A 15,142-nucleotide genomic window follows, 5' to 3' on the forward strand; every position below is an offset into this window, starting at 1 on the left:
AGCCGGTGATTATCATGCCGAAGCGCGATTATTATGAGGTCCTGGGAGTGGATCGAGGGGCCTCGCAGGAGGAGATCAAGAAGGCATACCGGCGCCTGGCACGGCAGTATCACCCGGATTTGAACCCAGGTAATAAAGAGGCGGAGGAAAAATTTAAGGAAATCCAGGAAGCCTACGAAGTCTTGAGCGACCCGGAGAAGAGGGCGCGTTATGACCAGTTCGGGCATGCTGGTGTAGAAGGAGGGGGAGCCGGCGCCGGTCCGGGTTTTGGTGGTTTTGACTTTGGTGGCGCGGCCGCCGATTTCGGAGGCTTTAACGACCTCTTTGATATGTTTTTTGGAGATGCCTTTGGTGGCGGCCGAAGACGCCAACCGGGACGCCAGCGCGGTGACGATATACGAGTGGATTTGGATATCTCTTTCGAAGAGGCGGCCTTTGGGGCAGAGAAAGAGATTGGTGTACCGCGGCTGGAGAAATGTCCCGACTGCGGTGGGTCCGGCGCTGCTCCGGGCACTTATCCTGTAACCTGTCCCGCCTGCCAGGGCACAGGACAGGTTCGCATATCGCAACGCACGGCTTTCGGCTATTTTCAAACCATCCGTACCTGTCACCAGTGCCAGGGGACAGGTACTGTTATCACTAACCCTTGTAGATCCTGTCGGGGTCGCGGGCAGGTGCAGCGTACCCGGAAGATCAAGGTTAAAATTCCGCCGGGTGTGGATAACGGTGCGCGCCTGCGGTTGGTAGGAGAAGGTGAAGCGGGCGAGCGGGGTGGGCCGCCGGGTGATCTTTACGTATACATTAATGTGCGGCCCCACAAGATTTTCCGCCGCGAAGGTTTTGATGTGCTTTGCGAGATACCCATATCTATGGTCCAGGCTGCCTTGGGAGATGAGATAGAAGTACCGACTTTGGATGGCAAGGCCCGTTTAACCATACCCGAAGGAACCCAGAGCGGGACTTCTTTTCGCCTCAAGGGTAAGGGGATTCCGCGCTTAAATGGCGCGGGACGGGGCGATCAACATGTGATCGTAAGGGTGGTCATTCCTAGAAATCTAAATGATAAACAAAAAGAATTGCTGCGCGAATTTGCCCGGCTTTCCGGTTGGGAACCCTCGGAACAGGAAAGAGAAAAAGATAAGGGCTTTTTTAAAAAAGTAAAAGATGCTTTTATGGGTTAAAATAGCATATGAAGTGGCAAGAGATCAGCATCACTACTACAGAGGATGCTAGCGAGGCGGTAGCTAGCCTTTTTTATGAAGTTGGGGCGCAAGGCTTAGTTGTCGAAGATGGCCAAACGCCCATAATCCTCCGCGGTTATTTGCCCCAGGATGAATTATTGCCGGAGCGCCTTAAAGAACTTAAGCGACGCCTAAAGCTGCTCAGCCGTTTTTTCCCCGGCTGCCAGGCCGACCTGTCCTATAGGAGCCTGGAAGAGGAAGATTGGGCTGCCTCTTGGAAGGCTTATTATAAACCGATAAAAATAGGAAATCACTTGGTAGTTAAACCGAGCTGGGAGAATTATGCCCCCGGGCCGGAGGAGCTAGTAATAGAGCTGGACCCGGGGATGGCCTTCGGTACGGGGACTCATGCCACAACGGCTATGGCTCTCAAGATGCTGGAAGAACTGATGGAACCGGGGGCAGTGGTGTACGATGTGGGTACCGGCTCGGGGATTTTAGCTATTGCTGCTGCCTTACTCGGTGCCCGGCAAGTAATTGCCGTGGATAATGATACGGTGGCGCTAAAGGCGGCCCGAGAAAATGTGAAGCTCAACGGGGTGGAGGCTACCGTCCGGGTTCAGCAAGGAGACCTGCTAAAAGGGTTGGAGGCTACCGCCGATCTGGTGGTGGCCAACATTGTGGCCGATGTACTCCTCCTTTTGCTACCTCAAGCAGCTAGGGTGCTGCGGCCGGGAGGGTATATTATTCTAGGAGGTATTATCAGTTCACGCTCCGCTGAAATGTTGGCAGCCCTGAGGACCAATGGGTTTACTTTAATTAGGCAGGAGGTCCAGGGTGATTGGGTGACCCTGGCGGGAAGGAAAGGGTGAGCCACTTGGCCCACCATTTTTTTATACCTGGAGAACAGCTTAACAGTAACAGTAAAAAGGTGCTTCTCGAAGGGGAAACTGGGCATCATGCCTCCAGGGTTTTGCGTTTGAAAATAGGGGAGGAAATAACTTTAGCTGACGGCCGGGGAGCCTGCTTTAAAGGGCGCGTGACAGCAGTGCGGAGGGGAGAAGTGGAGGCCGAAATACTGGAGCCCCTTCCCTCCAGCGAGCCCCCCCTATCCGTCACTTTGTTACAAGGAATACCTAAGGGCGATAAAATGGAACTAATTATAGAGAAATGTACCGAATTAGGAGTAAAAAAGATAGTGGCTCTGCTGACGGAAAGGGTAATACTATGTTTGGACGATAAGGCTGCGGCCAGGAAGAGGGAGCGCTGGCAAAAGGTAGCCATGGCCGCCGCTCAGCAGAGCCGGCGCACTTGTATACCTTCGGTGGAGGGGCCTGTGGAGCTGGGTCCAGCCCTAGCCCGGCTTCCGGCCGAAACTCTGCTTCTGGTCCTTTGGGAAGATGAGCGGAACTTGGGTTTAAAGGAAGTACTGTCCAAGATGAAACCTTGTGGTCATGTGGCCCTTTTGGTGGGGCCGGAAGGGGGGTTAAGCCGCGCCGAAGTAGACCTGGCCAGGCAAGCAGGGGGATTGGCGGTAGGCCTGGGGCCCCGTATTTTGCGAACCGAGACAGCAGGCCTGGCTTGTCTTGCGGCCCTTATGTATGAATGGGGAGATCTAGGAGGAGGTGGTAAAGGTGGCGGCACCGCGGGTGGCTCTCACCAGCTTGGGATGTAAAGTGAATCAAAACGAATTAGAAGCTCTCAAAGGCTTGTTTCGTTCAGCCGGGTACGAAGTAGTGCCCTTTGACGCCCGGGCCGATGTTTATGTAGTGCATACCTGTACTGTAACCCATTTGAGCGACCGCAAATCGCGCCAGATGATACGCCGTGCCGTTCGTAACAACCCGGAGGCCGTGGTGGCTGTCACCGGTTGCTATGCCCAGGTGGCTCCGGAGGAAGTTTTAAGTCTTCCGGGAGTAGATGTGGTAGTGGGAACTCGAGATAGGTCTAGGTTAGTAGAACTGGTGGAAGAAGCGCGGCTTACAGGGAAGATCATCAATGCGGTAAGGGAACCTGAAAAAGATGAGCCTTTTGAAGAGTTACCCGTGACCCAGGTGGACAGGGCCAGAGCTTTTCTGAAAATCCAGGAAGGTTGTGAGGAATACTGTACGTATTGCATAGTGCCTTATGCCCGAGGGCCTTTGCGCAGCCGGGCCCCGGAACTCATTGTAGAGGAAGTAAAAAAAATGGTAGCAGCGGGCTATAAGGAGATAGTCTTGACCGGTGTTCATACGGGAGCCTATGGCCGTGATTTAAAAGGTGGTATGGATTTAAACTTCCTTCTGAAGCGAATTCTGGAAATACCGGAACTGGGCCGGTTGCGGTTGAGCTCCATTGATCCTCTGGATTTTACGCCAGAATTAATTATCACTTTAACGGAAGGGGAAAGAATTTGTCCCCATTTCCATATACCTCTCCAGAGCGGGGACGACTTTATCCTCCAGCGCATGGGGAGGCGGTATACCAGCAGGGAATACCTGAATTTGCTCGAGCTATTGCGCTCCAGGCGGCCTCGCGTGGCTATAACTACCGATATCATAGTAGGCTTTCCCGGGGAAAAAGAAGAGCACTTTTGCCGTACTCTGAAAGTAGCAGAAGAGGCAGCCTTTGCCCGTATCCATGTCTTCCCCTATTCTCCCCGTTCCGGCACTCCGGCAGCAACTATGCCCGAGCAGGTGGAGGCCGAAGTCAAAAAAGAGCGCGTAGCCCGCTTAATAAGCCTAGCTAAAAGGTTGGAGAAAGAATATGCCACAAGCTTTTTGGGAGAGACCCTGGAAGTTCTGGCCGAGGAGGAGCTGGCTGAAAAGGAGGGCATTTGGGAAGGGCACACTGGCAATTACCTGACGGTAATTTTTGCCGCCGAGGGGGACTGGACAGGGCGCCTGGTGCCGGTGCGCCTGTTGGAATGGCGGGAAGGCAAAATCTGGGGTGAAATTTCCGGGGACCGAGAGCCTTAACCCTAGAAGGATTTTAATCAGAGCAGGGCGAAATAATCCCATAGCCAATACTTACAGGGAGGTACTAATATACATGTCCGATTGTATTTTTTGTAAGATAGTAGATGGAGAACTACCTGCGGAAATTGTTTACCAGGATGAGCGCGTGATAGCCTTTAAAGATATCCGGCCGGTAGCTCCCGTACACATTTTGATCATTCCCCGCAAGCACATTCCGGATCTCACGGCTATTACCGAAGAAGACGCCGAGATTATTGGCCACCTGCACCTGGTAGCCGTCAGGATAGCCCGCGAACAGGGCATAGCTGACCGCGGCTTCCGCCTGGTGAACAATTGTAAACAGGAGGGCGGCCAGGTCATATATCACCTCCACTTTCACCTCTTGGGTGGGAGGCAGCTTAGAAATCTTTGCTAGGTCCAAATTTAGTGTCCTGGAAGGAAGAGGGATGCCCAATGGAATATCGCACCTTAGGCCAAACAGGGTTCAAGGTTTCCGAACTATGCCTGGGAGCTTTGCCCATGGGGCCGCGTCAGAAGAACCTGGATGTGGATACCTGTACGGCCATCATTTCCCGGGCCCTGGCTGGAGGAATTAACTTTATCGATACAGCGCAGGTTTACGAGACTTACGAGCCCATTAAACGAGCCCTCAAAAAGCATGGCCAGGAGGTAATTATAGCTACTAAATCCAATGCTTCTACCCATGAGGCTATGGAACAGGCCCTAAACGAGGCGCTAACTAAGCTGGAGCTTGACTATATACATATTTTTCACTTGCATGCAGCCCGGGCTACGGAGAAAGTTTTTGAAGAGCGGGCTGGCGCTCTGCGCTGCCTTATGGAGGCTAAACAAAAAGGCATTATAGGCGCGGTGGGCATTGCCACCCATTCGGTGGCAGCGGTAAGAAAGGCGGCAACTTTAAAGGAAATAGATGTAGTCTTTCCCCTGCTCAACCTTAAAGGGATGGGCATCATAGACGGTAGCCGTGAGGATATGCTAAATGCTATAGCAAAGGCAGTGGGTGCCGGTAAAGGAGTCTACTTGATGAAGGCCCTCGCTGGGGGCAATCTCATAAAACAGTACCGAGAAGCCATGGATTTCGCCCGTCGGGTACCGGGCATTGCCGCCGTAGCTGTGGGAATGCTTAGCGAAGAAGAAGTGGATTATAACCTGCGATATTTTAACGGTGAAGATCCGGGCGAACCCTTAAGCTCTACTAAGGAATTCGCAGTGGTGGAAAGTGTTTGTAAGGGAGATGGGGCCTGCCTTAAAGCCTGCACCAATGAAGCCATATCTTTAGTTAACGGCAAAGCCAGGATTAATCGGGAAAGATGTATTCTCTGCGGTTACTGTACCGAGGTATGTCCCCAGTTTGCTATTAGAATGATTTAGTTTTTAGAATCCCCGGAAGTAGCCCCTGGTTTGCACCAGGGGCATTATTTTTTTTGCAGTAAAATGGCGGAGTTCTCGTCTTTGGCGGAAGAAGTAGAATTTCGCCTGCAGGGTAAAAGGAAAAAGGGAAAAAATGTGGAATAAATTACATCTATGAAGCGAAAGTCAGAAAAATATTTTACCCTTTTACTTGTCCCCGAAGGCCGCCAAAGCACCCGCTGCTGGCGTTTACCCTTTTGGAGTGTAAGGTTGCTGGCAGGGTTGCTGGTGCTTATTTTGGCGCTGGCGGTGGGATTAGGCTATCTGTCCTTTCGCCTGGCCTCCAGGGTTAAAAATTTGCATGAACTGGAGGCTATAAACCTGGAACAGGCACGGGAAATTGCCCGCCTCAAAGCGGAAGCTCAAGCCCTGGAAGATAAGATTAACGAGGTGAACCAATTAGATGCTCGAGTGAGAGAAATGCTGGGGCTGGAGCGGCCGCGTGTCTCTTTTAGCTCGCGCGGTTCCTATGTGCCCATGCGCCCGCGGGAACAGGGCCAGAATCTGGCCGATGTAGAGACAAGCTTTAAAGGTTTGAGGGAGGAGATACCCCGCGTAACTATAAGACTCAAGGAGTTAAACCAGTACGTGGAAGAACACCTGGCTTATCTGAAGGCCAAACCTACCCTGTGGCCGGTAGAGGGAGACGTGACATCCCAATTTGGCTACCGAACTTCTCCTACTAACCGGTGGCGGAAGGAATTTCATGATGGCCTGGACATAGCCGCTCCGGTGGGAACACTGGTGCGCGCTGCCGGAGCAGGACGCGTTGTTTACGCTGGCTGGGTAGGGGTTTACGGTTTGAGTGTTATCATCGATCACGGCTACGGTTATCGTACTTTCTACGGGCATAACTCTTCCCTTCTAGTGCGCGAAGGGGAGAATGTTGCCAAGGGACAGGCCATTGCCAAGGTGGGCAGCACGGGTCGGAGCACCGGACCTCATGTTCATTTCCGGATCGAGGTGGACGGCCAACCAGTTGATCCGCTGCAATTTTTGCGGTAAGGGGATGTAGCCATGCTGGGACGGAAGCAAACTCCTCTACAGGAGAATACTCCTGTAAATACTGTGATTGGACGCGGTACCAGGATCAAGGGTTCGCTGGTGAGCGAGGAATCTCTCCGGATAGATGGTTTTTTGGAAGGAGATATAAGCACCTCTGGTGATGTGATAATAGGTGAAACAGGGGAAGTGGTGGCCACCATTACAGCTCGCAATTGCCTTGTGGTTGGGAAAATAAAGGGTAACGTGCAAACCAGCGGCAAGCTGGAGATACTGGCTAAAGGTGCGGTTTACGGCGATGTAAAGGTGGGTGAACTGGCCGTGGAAACCGGAGCCATCTTATGCGGTAACTGCTGCATGGAAAAGGGAGAATATAGTTCCAGTTAAAGGGGTCTGCTGCCTCTAAGGGAAGTGCTATTTGTTAAGGATAAGGTGGGTAAGGTAAGAGGAAAAAGAAAAAAGATGTGGAATAGAAATAGATATAGGGGTGGAAGGCATAAAAAGTAAGGTTACCTCCAAGGAAAATAAAAAATACTAAGGGAGCCTCAGAAAGCGCAAGCTAATTACGTACCTTATAAATGGTCAAAAGTAAGGCATGTATTTGTAGTCGCGGCAGGGCCGGAGGGAGGGATAAGGTTAGGTGAGCGAGGTTAGAGTCGGCAAAGACGAGACCTTAGATAGCGCTTTACGGCGTTTTAAACGTCTTTGCCAGAAAGCAGGGGTGCTCGCAGAGATTCGTAAACGCGAGCATTATGAGAAGCCTAGTGTCAGGCGCAAAAAGAAATCGCAAGCCGCAAAGAAACGGCGTTGGCGCTAAAGCAAAAGTTTCATCGTTAAGTGTTGTGCCCTTCCTCCTGGGAATTTAATTAAATCTGCCCGTTAAAGCGACTACTGGCAAAAGAAAGCCCGGTCTGTTTTTAAGGCCGGGTTTTCTTTTGCCTTGTAAACTTATAGGGTCTTTTTCGGAAAGAAAAGGCATAGATTAGTGGGAGGGAGGGGCAGTTATGGCCAGACGTCGTAAGCCCAGGGGCCTGGTGAATCGCGTCAGGCATGCTGAGAGACAGTTGGCAAATTTCTTAGACCTGCCCCACGATGCTGTTTTAGATTTACCCAGGCTGACCCTTATTGGCAATAACAGGCTTATTTTAGAAAATCACCGGGGTCTTATCGCTTATGAGAAGGACTTCATCAAGATTAACGTCACTCTGGGGGAAGTGGAGATTAACGGTGAGGATCTGAAGCTTAAAATTGTCCGGCCTGACGCCATTACCGTGGAAGGGATAATCAAGGGAATAAGCCTGGGGTAAAAGGAGGAGAGGTCGGTAATGTGGCGTGACTGGCTGGCCTTTGTAGAAGGTTATGTCCTTATCGAGATACGGGGCGAGAACACGGAAAAATTTTTTAATTTGGCCTTAAACAAGGGTCTTACCTTTTGGGATACCGGCCGGTTATCTGAGGAAAAGGTCCTGGCTAAACTGCCTGTGCGCTATTTTCGCAGCTTACGATCAGTGGCCCGGCAGAGCCGTTGCCGCGTACATATTTTGGACAAGCAGGGCCTGTATTTTTGGTGGCATCGCCTAAAAAGAAGACCAATGCTTATCTTGGGCGCCCTTGTTTTCACCATGGGCCTTTACCTTCTGTCTACTTTTGTCTGGGTAGTGGACGTGCTACCCTTAAACGAGTTAAAAAAAGTTACACCCGAACAAATACTGGCGGCAGCGAGGGCTTCCGGTTTAGACAGGGGCGCCTGGAAAGGCGAGCTGGATGTACGTGCTATAGAGCACGATATTCTGTTCAAGATACCCGAACTGGCCTGGGTCGGTGTAAGTTTTCAAGGTACTAGGGCGCGGATAGAGGTAGTGGAGAAACTTTTTCCTTCTCTGGAGAACGACGTCAGCACACCGGCTCATATTATAGCTACCCAAGACGGTATTATATCCGAAATATTAGTTTTAAGCGGCCAGGGCAGGGTAACGGTGGGTGATACTGTGCGCCGGGGAGATATCCTTATTTCAGGCATCATTTTACCTCCACAACCCGAGGATTCGCCTAAACCCGGCCAGGCGGCTCCTCAACCGGCAGAGCCGCGCTTAGTCCGGGCGAGGGGTATAGTTCGAGCTCGGGTGTGGTATGAAGCTGAAGGAGAAGCCTTCAAGGAGGAGGTACAGGAAATCCTTACAGGGCAACATACAACAGCCATCCTTTTGCGAACTCCCGACCGTGAAATTATACTTAAGGGCCCAAAAGGTCCTCCTTATACTAACCATAGACAAGAAAATAAGATTATCCGTCTCCCTTCCTGGAGGAATTTTACTATACCCGTCGAACTGATTATTGTGACTTATTTTGAAACCTCCGTAGAGCGCTCACGCCTAACCCTGGAACAAGCTAAAGCTAAAGCGAGGGAACAAGCCATAGCTTTTTTGTGTAAAGAGATACCGCCTGAGTCCAGACTATTGGGAGAAAAGATAGTGCAGGTAACGGAAACGGAAGATCGCGTACGAGTTAAAGTGATGCTGGAAATTGAACAGGACATCGGCCGAGTAATGCCCCTGCACAAGAAATAATTGTTTGAGCCAAAAAGCTTTACTGGAACAAGGGAATGGAGTATAATAAATTGTCGCACAAGTGTATAGAGGAGGTTGAGGGTCAAGTTTGACCGAACAGGCGGAAGTTAAACTTGTACTGGGAAATAACGGTGAGGCGGCCACTCTTTTTGGTCACCAGGATGAAAATTTAAGGTATATTGAAGATCATGCGGCAGCCCGGATCGTAGCCAGGGGCAATGAAGTATATATTTCCGGTGAAAAAGCTGAAGTGGAGGAGCTAGAAGAGCTTTTTCGTCAGCTAGTGGGACTAGTTCGGGTGGGTACTCACATTAACACAGCAACTATAAACTATGCCTGGAATCAGGTGCGGCAGCGCAAAAAAAAGGCTAGTCGGGGCCCAGATCTGGCTGAGGCTTTAGGAGAGGTCCTTTATATAACGCCTCGGGGCAAACAGATCCGGCCCAAGACCATGGGCCAGTTGCGTTACGTCCAGGCCATGAGACAACATGATATTGTTTTCGGCATTGGGCCGGCCGGGACAGGCAAGACCTATTTGGCGGTAGTTATGGCGGTAAGCGCTTTACGTTCCCGGAGTGTGGAACGTATAATCTTGGCCCGCCCGGCGGTAGAGGCGGGCGAAAAGCTGGGCTTTTTGCCTGGTGACCTCCAGGAAAAGGTAAATCCTTACCTGCGTCCCCTTTATGACGGACTTTATGATGTCCTGGGCATGGAAATGGCACAGAAATACATGGAGAAAAATATTATAGAAGTAGCACCTCTGGCCTATATGCGGGGACGCACCCTGGATGATGCTTTTATTATCCTGGACGAAGCTCAAAACACCACTTCGGAACAAATGAAGATGTTTTTAACCCGTATTGGTTTTGGATCCCGCGCAGTTATTACTGGCGACGTGACCCAGATAGATCTGCCGCGGGATGTACCTTCCGGGTTAGTGGAGGCTCAGCGTATCCTTCAGGGAATTGAAGGGATTGCCTTTGAGTACTTGACAGAAGCCGACGTGGTAAGGCACCCGCTGGTTCAAGATATTATAAAGGCCTATGAAAGGAGCGAACGGGTGTGGCGTGGCAACGGCCAGTAAGCCAGCTACGTTCACTTTTGGTCCACACCGAGCGAAACTTAATCACCAGGCGAACCCTCTGGGGAGGGGTTTTATTTTTCCTGGGCATGACTATTATGGCTGTGGATTTTTTGCCACAGAAATTGGATTTAAAGGTTGGCCAGCCCAGCCCTCGGGATTTTAAAGCTCCCCAGGGGATTGTTTATGAGAGCGAAGTTTTGACCGCTAGAGCCCGGGAAGAAGCGGCTCGCAGGGTAGAGCCTATTTATAAAGTGGATAATACCGTAACCGAGCGCCTCGTAGCCCAGGTCAGTGCTGTTTTTCAGGCGGTGCGGCAAGTCAATAGTCAGAGTACGGATTTAAATACGCGAGCCGCAGCCCTAGAGGCTGCCCTACCAGGTTTAGGGCTAACCCCCGCAATTAGGGAAACTTTGGCAGCGGCCGAGGGCGGCCAATTGAATAGCCTGGAAGAACGGCTGATTCAAATCGTACGCCATAATATGCAGGGGGCCATTTCCCAGGATGCTCTGGAATCCACCCGCCAGAAAATGCTATCCGAAGTGGAAAATTTAAATGTAGAAGGGAAATATAAACCCTTCCTGACGGCCATTGTTCAACACCTGGAGCTAAAACCCAACTTAATTTATGATGTGGCCGCTACCCTGCAAAGGCAGGAAAAAGCACGGGCCGAAGTGGCTCCCGTGCAGGTTACCATCCGTCAGGGAGAAAAGATCGTCGGAGATGGAGAGATTGTTACTGAAGAAGATATTGAGGCCTTGCAGAAATTGGGGCTTCTCCGGCCGGAGGCTACCTGGAGCGGCCTTTTAGGTTTAGTATTCCTACAGGGAATTCTGTTGTTCTTAATACTCTTTTACTTGCGCAGCTTTAAGAAGCACATATATGCCAGCGACCGTCTTTTGCTGTTGTTGGGCCTCTTATGGCTGATCTTCCTTCTTTTCGCCCGAGGTGTGACAGCCATAAGTCTAGGCAACCGGCCGGAAATATCTAAGCTAGTGGGATACCTCATTCCTGTTGCCGCCGGCTCCATGCTGACGGCCATTCTCTTGGAAGCCCAAGTGGCAATTATCTTTACTTTGTTCTTGGCCCTCGAAGCAGGCATTATAAGCGGCAATTATTTCCAATTTGTAGTCGCCGGGGTTATTAGCGGGTTGACAGGTATATATTGTGTTTCCCACCTGGACCAACGTTCCAGTCTCGCGCGATCCAGCCTTTATCTCACCTTGGCTAATTTGCTAGCTGTGGTGGCTTTAGGTCTACTCCTGAACCATTCTCTATTCCAGCTCAGTATTTCGGTAGGCCTGGCGCTGGCTAATGGTGTGTTATCCACGGTGCTGACCATTGGCTTCCTTCCCTTTTTAGAAAACACCTTTGGTATTACCACTGCGGTTAAACTCCTGGAGCTTTCCAATCCCAATCATCCCCTCTTGAAGCGGCTGCTCCTGGAGGCGCCGGGGACCTATCACCATAGCATCTTGGTCGGGAATTTGGCCGAAGCAGCTGCCAACGCGGTAGGGGCGGATTCTCTGCTGGCCAGGGTCGGGGCTTATTACCACGATATCGGAAAGCTGAAAAGGCCCTACTTTTTTATTGAAAATCAGGTAGGCATGGAAAATCCCCATGATAAGCTAACGCCCTCTTTAAGCACGTTGATTATTTCCTGCCATGTAAAGGATGGGCTGGACCTCGCCCGGGAATATCGCTTGCCGGAAGTGGTGCAGGATATTATTGCCCAGCATCACGGTACCACCCTTATATCCTTTTTCTACCATAAGGCTTGCGAAAAAAACAGTAGTAGTGAGGTGGACGAAGAAGACTTCCGCTATGAAAGTCCCAAGCCCCAGAGCAAAGAAGCAGCCATTGTGATGCTGGCAGACAGCGTGGAAGCAGGTATTCGTTCTTTGCCGAAGCTAACGCCTGGGCGGATGGAAGGTTTTGTCCGTAAAATCATTAAAGAAAAATTAGAAGATGGGCAATTAGAAAACAGCAACCTGACCTTTAGAGAGCTCGCCATCATAGGCGATGCTTTTGTGCGTATTCTGAATGGCATTTTCCACTCCCGGGTAGAATATCCGGAAGCCGTCCTACGAGAAATGGAAAGGAGAAAGAACCGGAATGGAGTTCTTCATAAACAATCAGCTGGCTGAACCCCTGGATCCCTCCCTGGAAAAAATGCTAAGAGACCTTCTACAAGAAGCGGCCCGGGTGGAAGGTGTACCTGAAGGAGCAGAGGTAAGTGTAACTCTGGTAGATGATGCCGAGATTCGACGGTTGAACCGCACCTACCGCGGAGTGGACAGCAGCACCGATGTACTTTCTTTTGCTCTGCAGGAAAAGGTACCAGAGGAACCGGAAATCAAAGGAGGGGAAGAAGGGCTACTTTTAGGGGATATTTTTATCTCCCTGGAGACTGCCGAACGCCAGGCTGCTGCCTATGGCCACTCTTTGGAAAGGGAAATAGGCTTTCTGGCGGTTCATGGTTTTCTTCACTTGCTGGGCTATGACCACGACAATCAAGAGGCTGAGGAAATCATGTTCCGCCGCCAGGAAGAAATTTTATTCAGGGTGGGGCTGGTGCGTGCGTAAAAAATTCCAACCAGCCTTCAGCGGGATTTTTTATGCTTTGCGCACTCAGATAAACATGGTCATCCATTTGAGCGCCGCTGCAGTTGTACTCTTACTTGGGTATTATCTCAAGGTAAGGGACTGGGAATGGGTGGCCTTGATTTTAACTATAACCCTGGTGTTAACAGCGGAAATGCTCAATACGGCCTTGGAAGTGGTCGTTAACCTTTATAGCCCTCGCTACCATCCCCTGGCCCGGGTGGCCAAAGATGTGGCGGCCGGCGCCGTCCTTTTGACCGCCATAGGAGCGGTCATCGTCGGCCTGTTAATTTTCTTGCCCAAACTGCTGCGGCTTATAGGCTACTCCTTTTGATGGTGCGGTAAAAAATTCCAGAAGGTTTAACACAGGGTTCGGGAGAGAGCAGGCCCAGTTCGGTTATCAGCTCCAGGGTACCGGCAGTAAGAGTATAGCCGGATACCTCCTTCAATGGAACCCAGCGAGCCTCCAGTACATCGGAGGCCGGGCGAAGTTCACCAGAGGCATATTCGGCCCAGAAATCAACCAGTACATAGTGATATTTTACTCTGCCTTCAGCATCGGTATAAATGCTGTCCAGGACGGCTACCGGCGGTCCCACGATAATGCTGATGCCGCATTCTTCGGCGATCTCCCTCTGGAGGGCCTGGGCTAGGGTTTCTCCTGTTTCCACCCTGCCTCCGGGGATGCTCCAAAGTCCTCTGGCCGGCTGCCTGCCCCGCCGTACGAGAAGCAGTTCTTCACCTTTCAAAATAATGGCTCCTACGCCCACCAGAGGCTTATCGGGATAGCTGCGTGACACTTTAAGTTCCTCCAGTTTTTTGAACTCTAGTATTAGGATTATATTCCCTCTTATTAAATTCCTGCTGGATTAAAAATGTTTTTCGAGATAGAAAGAGGTATAATAATGGTTAGAGAATATAATCGAGAAGAGCTGCTCCAAGCTGCAGCAGCTGCCAGGAAGAACGCCTATACCCCTTATTCTCGCTTTCCAGTGGGGGCAGCTTTACTTGCTACTTCCGGCAAGATTTATCAAGGATGTAACATTGAAAACATTTCTTACGGGTTAACTGTTTGTGCCGAAAGGGTGGCCCTCTGGAAGGCTGTTTCCGAAGGGGAGCGTGATTTTTTAGCCCTAGCGGTAGTGGGAGGCGACCTTCCCGTTTGCTTTCCTTGTGGCGCCTGCCGCCAGGTTATGATGGAGTTTGCTCCAGATCTGGAAATAATAACAGGTCAGCCCGGAAAGAGCCTTATCTTAAGGCGGCTAAAAGACCTTTTACCCGACGCTTTTAATTTCAAGGAGTAGCCAGCTATGGTGGAAAAAGAGGCTTACCGTTCCGGTTTCGCCGGAATTATTGGCCGGCCTAATGCCGGTAAGTCCACTTTATTAAATGCCCTGGTGGGACGCAAAGTAGCCATTATGTCGGATAAACCCCAGACTACGCGCAATAAGATCTTAGGAGTTTATTCAGACGACAAAGCTCAGATTATTTTTTTGGATACCCCGGGCATACATAAACCCAAGCACCGCCTGGGCGAGTATATGGTTAAAGTAGCGCAGCAAACTCTAAAAGAGGTTGATGTTATTATTTATGTCGTGGATGCCTCGGTAGAGCCAGGTGGGGGCGAAGAGTATATCCTGGACTTTCTTAAGGAAGTAAATACGCCAGTGATTTTGGTTTTAAATAAAATTGACCTGATTTCTTCGCAGCAGCTGGTGCAAGTGGAAGAGTTTTTTCGCGCACGTTTCGAGCCTGTAGCGGTGCTGGCTGTTTCAGCCTTAAAAGGAATTAATGTGGGCGAGCTGCCGCCCTTAATCATCCAACACCTGCCGCCCGGACCGCAATATTATCCCCCGGGGCAGGTGACCGATCAGCCGGAAAGCCTAATTATCGCTGAGCTTATCAGGGAGAAAATTTTGCTTTTAACCGAAGAAGAAGTGCCTCATTCGGTAGCCGTGGTGGTAGAGGAAATAGCTCCGCGCCCTAAGGGCGTCGTATATGTAGCAGCTACTATATACGTGGAAAGGGATTCTCAGAAAGGTATCCTTATCGGTAAAGGGGGACGAATGCTAAAAGATATAGGTACTCTGGCCCGCCAGGAAATAGAAGGGCTCTTGGGTAGTCAAATTTACCTTGACTTAAGGGTAAAGGTAAAGAAGGACTGGCGCTGGCAGGAGGCGGCCTTAAAGCAATTGGGCTATCGTTAAAAGTGTGAAGTTGGCAGAAGGAGACCAGTATAGGCCGCTTATTTTAGGCAAGTCTATATGTTAAAGGCACGTCCCTTCAGGAGGGGAAAACCTGTGAGACCTAGCGATATTC

18 protein-coding genes are annotated in these 15,142 nt (G+C 50.6%); 17 read left to right on the forward strand and 1 reads right to left on the reverse strand.

What is annotated here, in order from left to right; all coding sequences use genetic code 11:
* The first annotated feature begins 14 nt into the window (after positions 1 to 14).
* The 15 genes from dnaJ (at position 15) to AC1BI1_RS03325 (ending at position 13,157) form a co-directional block, all read left to right on the forward strand.
* Positions 15 to 1,181, forward strand: coding sequence for a molecular chaperone DnaJ (gene dnaJ, locus AC1BI1_RS03255; RefSeq protein ID WP_476715836.1), 1,167 nt, complete (start codon positions 15 to 17; stop codon positions 1,179 to 1,181).
* An 8-nt stretch (positions 1,182 to 1,189) separates the two neighbouring features.
* Complete coding sequence (prmA, locus tag AC1BI1_RS03260) at positions 1,190 to 2,053, forward strand: 50S ribosomal protein L11 methyltransferase (protein ID WP_476715837.1); 864 nt, start codon at positions 1,190 to 1,192, stop codon at positions 2,051 to 2,053.
* A complete protein-coding gene (locus AC1BI1_RS03265) occupies positions 2,023 to 2,856 on the forward strand; it encodes a 16S rRNA (uracil(1498)-N(3))-methyltransferase (protein ID WP_476715838.1) in 834 nt (277 codons plus the stop codon). Before prmA ends, AC1BI1_RS03265 begins: the two co-directional genes overlap by 31 nt.
* Positions 2,816 to 4,138, forward strand: a complete 1,323-nt coding sequence (mtaB, locus tag AC1BI1_RS03270) for a tRNA (N(6)-L-threonylcarbamoyladenosine(37)-C(2))-methylthiotransferase MtaB (protein WP_476715839.1) — start codon at positions 2,816 to 2,818, stop codon at positions 4,136 to 4,138. Before AC1BI1_RS03265 ends, mtaB begins: the two co-directional genes overlap by 41 nt.
* A 73-nt stretch (positions 4,139 to 4,211) precedes the next feature.
* A complete protein-coding gene (locus tag AC1BI1_RS03275; RefSeq protein ID WP_476715840.1) occupies positions 4,212 to 4,553 on the forward strand; it encodes a histidine triad nucleotide-binding protein in 342 nt (113 codons plus the stop codon).
* Between the two features lie 38 nt (positions 4,554 to 4,591).
* Positions 4,592 to 5,530: an aldo/keto reductase gene (locus tag AC1BI1_RS03280; protein ID WP_476715841.1), complete on the forward strand. Its 939-nt coding sequence runs from the start codon at positions 4,592 to 4,594 to the stop codon at positions 5,528 to 5,530.
* A gap of 153 nt (positions 5,531 to 5,683) precedes the next feature.
* The gene (locus AC1BI1_RS03285) at positions 5,684 to 6,574 is read left to right on the forward strand and encodes a peptidoglycan DD-metalloendopeptidase family protein (RefSeq protein ID WP_476715842.1); all 891 of its coding nucleotides are present in this window, start codon (positions 5,684 to 5,686) and stop codon (positions 6,572 to 6,574) included.
* Positions 6,575 to 6,586: 12 nt separating this feature from the next.
* The gene (locus tag AC1BI1_RS03290) at positions 6,587 to 6,958 is read left to right on the forward strand and encodes a bactofilin family protein (protein WP_476715843.1); all 372 of its coding nucleotides are present in this window, start codon (positions 6,587 to 6,589) and stop codon (positions 6,956 to 6,958) included.
* A gap of 253 nt (positions 6,959 to 7,211) precedes the next feature.
* Positions 7,212 to 7,388 (forward strand): 30S ribosomal protein S21, encoded by a 177-nt coding sequence (gene rpsU / locus AC1BI1_RS03295; RefSeq protein WP_476715844.1) that lies wholly within the window; start codon positions 7,212 to 7,214, stop codon positions 7,386 to 7,388.
* Positions 7,389 to 7,575: 187 nt separating this feature from the next.
* Positions 7,576 to 7,878, forward strand: a complete 303-nt coding sequence (gene yqfC / locus AC1BI1_RS03300; protein ID WP_476715845.1) for a sporulation protein YqfC — start codon at positions 7,576 to 7,578, stop codon at positions 7,876 to 7,878.
* An 18-nt stretch (positions 7,879 to 7,896) separates the two neighbouring features.
* Entirely contained in the window at positions 7,897 to 9,138 is a 1,242-nt protein-coding gene (yqfD, locus tag AC1BI1_RS03305) for a sporulation protein YqfD (RefSeq protein ID WP_476715846.1), read from the forward strand.
* Positions 9,139 to 9,226: 88 nt separating this feature from the next.
* Positions 9,227 to 10,222: a PhoH family protein gene (locus tag AC1BI1_RS03310; protein ID WP_476715847.1), complete on the forward strand. Its 996-nt coding sequence runs from the start codon at positions 9,227 to 9,229 to the stop codon at positions 10,220 to 10,222.
* Entirely contained in the window at positions 10,201 to 12,366 is a 2,166-nt protein-coding gene (locus AC1BI1_RS03315; RefSeq protein ID WP_476715848.1) for an HD family phosphohydrolase, read from the forward strand. The genes AC1BI1_RS03310 and AC1BI1_RS03315 overlap by 22 nt, the downstream gene beginning before the upstream one ends.
* Positions 12,335 to 12,805 carry an rRNA maturation RNase YbeY gene (gene ybeY / locus AC1BI1_RS03320; RefSeq protein WP_476715849.1) on the forward strand — a complete coding sequence of 157 codons (471 nt, stop codon included), beginning with the start codon at positions 12,335 to 12,337 and terminating at the stop codon, positions 12,803 to 12,805. Before AC1BI1_RS03315 ends, ybeY begins: the two co-directional genes overlap by 32 nt.
* On the forward strand, positions 12,798 to 13,157 hold the full coding sequence (locus AC1BI1_RS03325; protein WP_476715850.1) for a diacylglycerol kinase family protein: 360 nt from the start codon (positions 12,798 to 12,800) through the stop codon (positions 13,155 to 13,157). Before ybeY ends, AC1BI1_RS03325 begins: the two co-directional genes overlap by 8 nt.
* On the opposite strand, the gene AC1BI1_RS03330 is transcribed toward AC1BI1_RS03325, so the two are convergent.
* Entirely contained in the window at positions 13,138 to 13,623 is a 486-nt protein-coding gene (locus AC1BI1_RS03330) for an NUDIX hydrolase (RefSeq protein WP_476715851.1), read from the reverse strand. The two genes, AC1BI1_RS03325 and AC1BI1_RS03330, sit on opposite strands and share 20 nt — an antisense overlap.
* A 105-nt stretch (positions 13,624 to 13,728) precedes the next feature.
* Between AC1BI1_RS03330 and AC1BI1_RS03335 the strand changes: the two genes are divergently transcribed.
* Positions 13,729 to 14,127, forward strand: coding sequence for a cytidine deaminase (locus tag AC1BI1_RS03335; RefSeq protein ID WP_476715852.1), 399 nt, complete (start codon positions 13,729 to 13,731; stop codon positions 14,125 to 14,127).
* Positions 14,128 to 14,133: 6 nt separating this feature from the next.
* On the forward strand, positions 14,134 to 15,030 hold the full coding sequence (gene era, locus AC1BI1_RS03340) for a GTPase Era (protein ID WP_476715853.1): 897 nt from the start codon (positions 14,134 to 14,136) through the stop codon (positions 15,028 to 15,030).
* Positions 15,031 to 15,142: the final 112 nt, after the last annotated feature.

The sequence above is a fragment of the Thermanaeromonas sp. DSM 22490 genome (assembly GCF_056378755.1).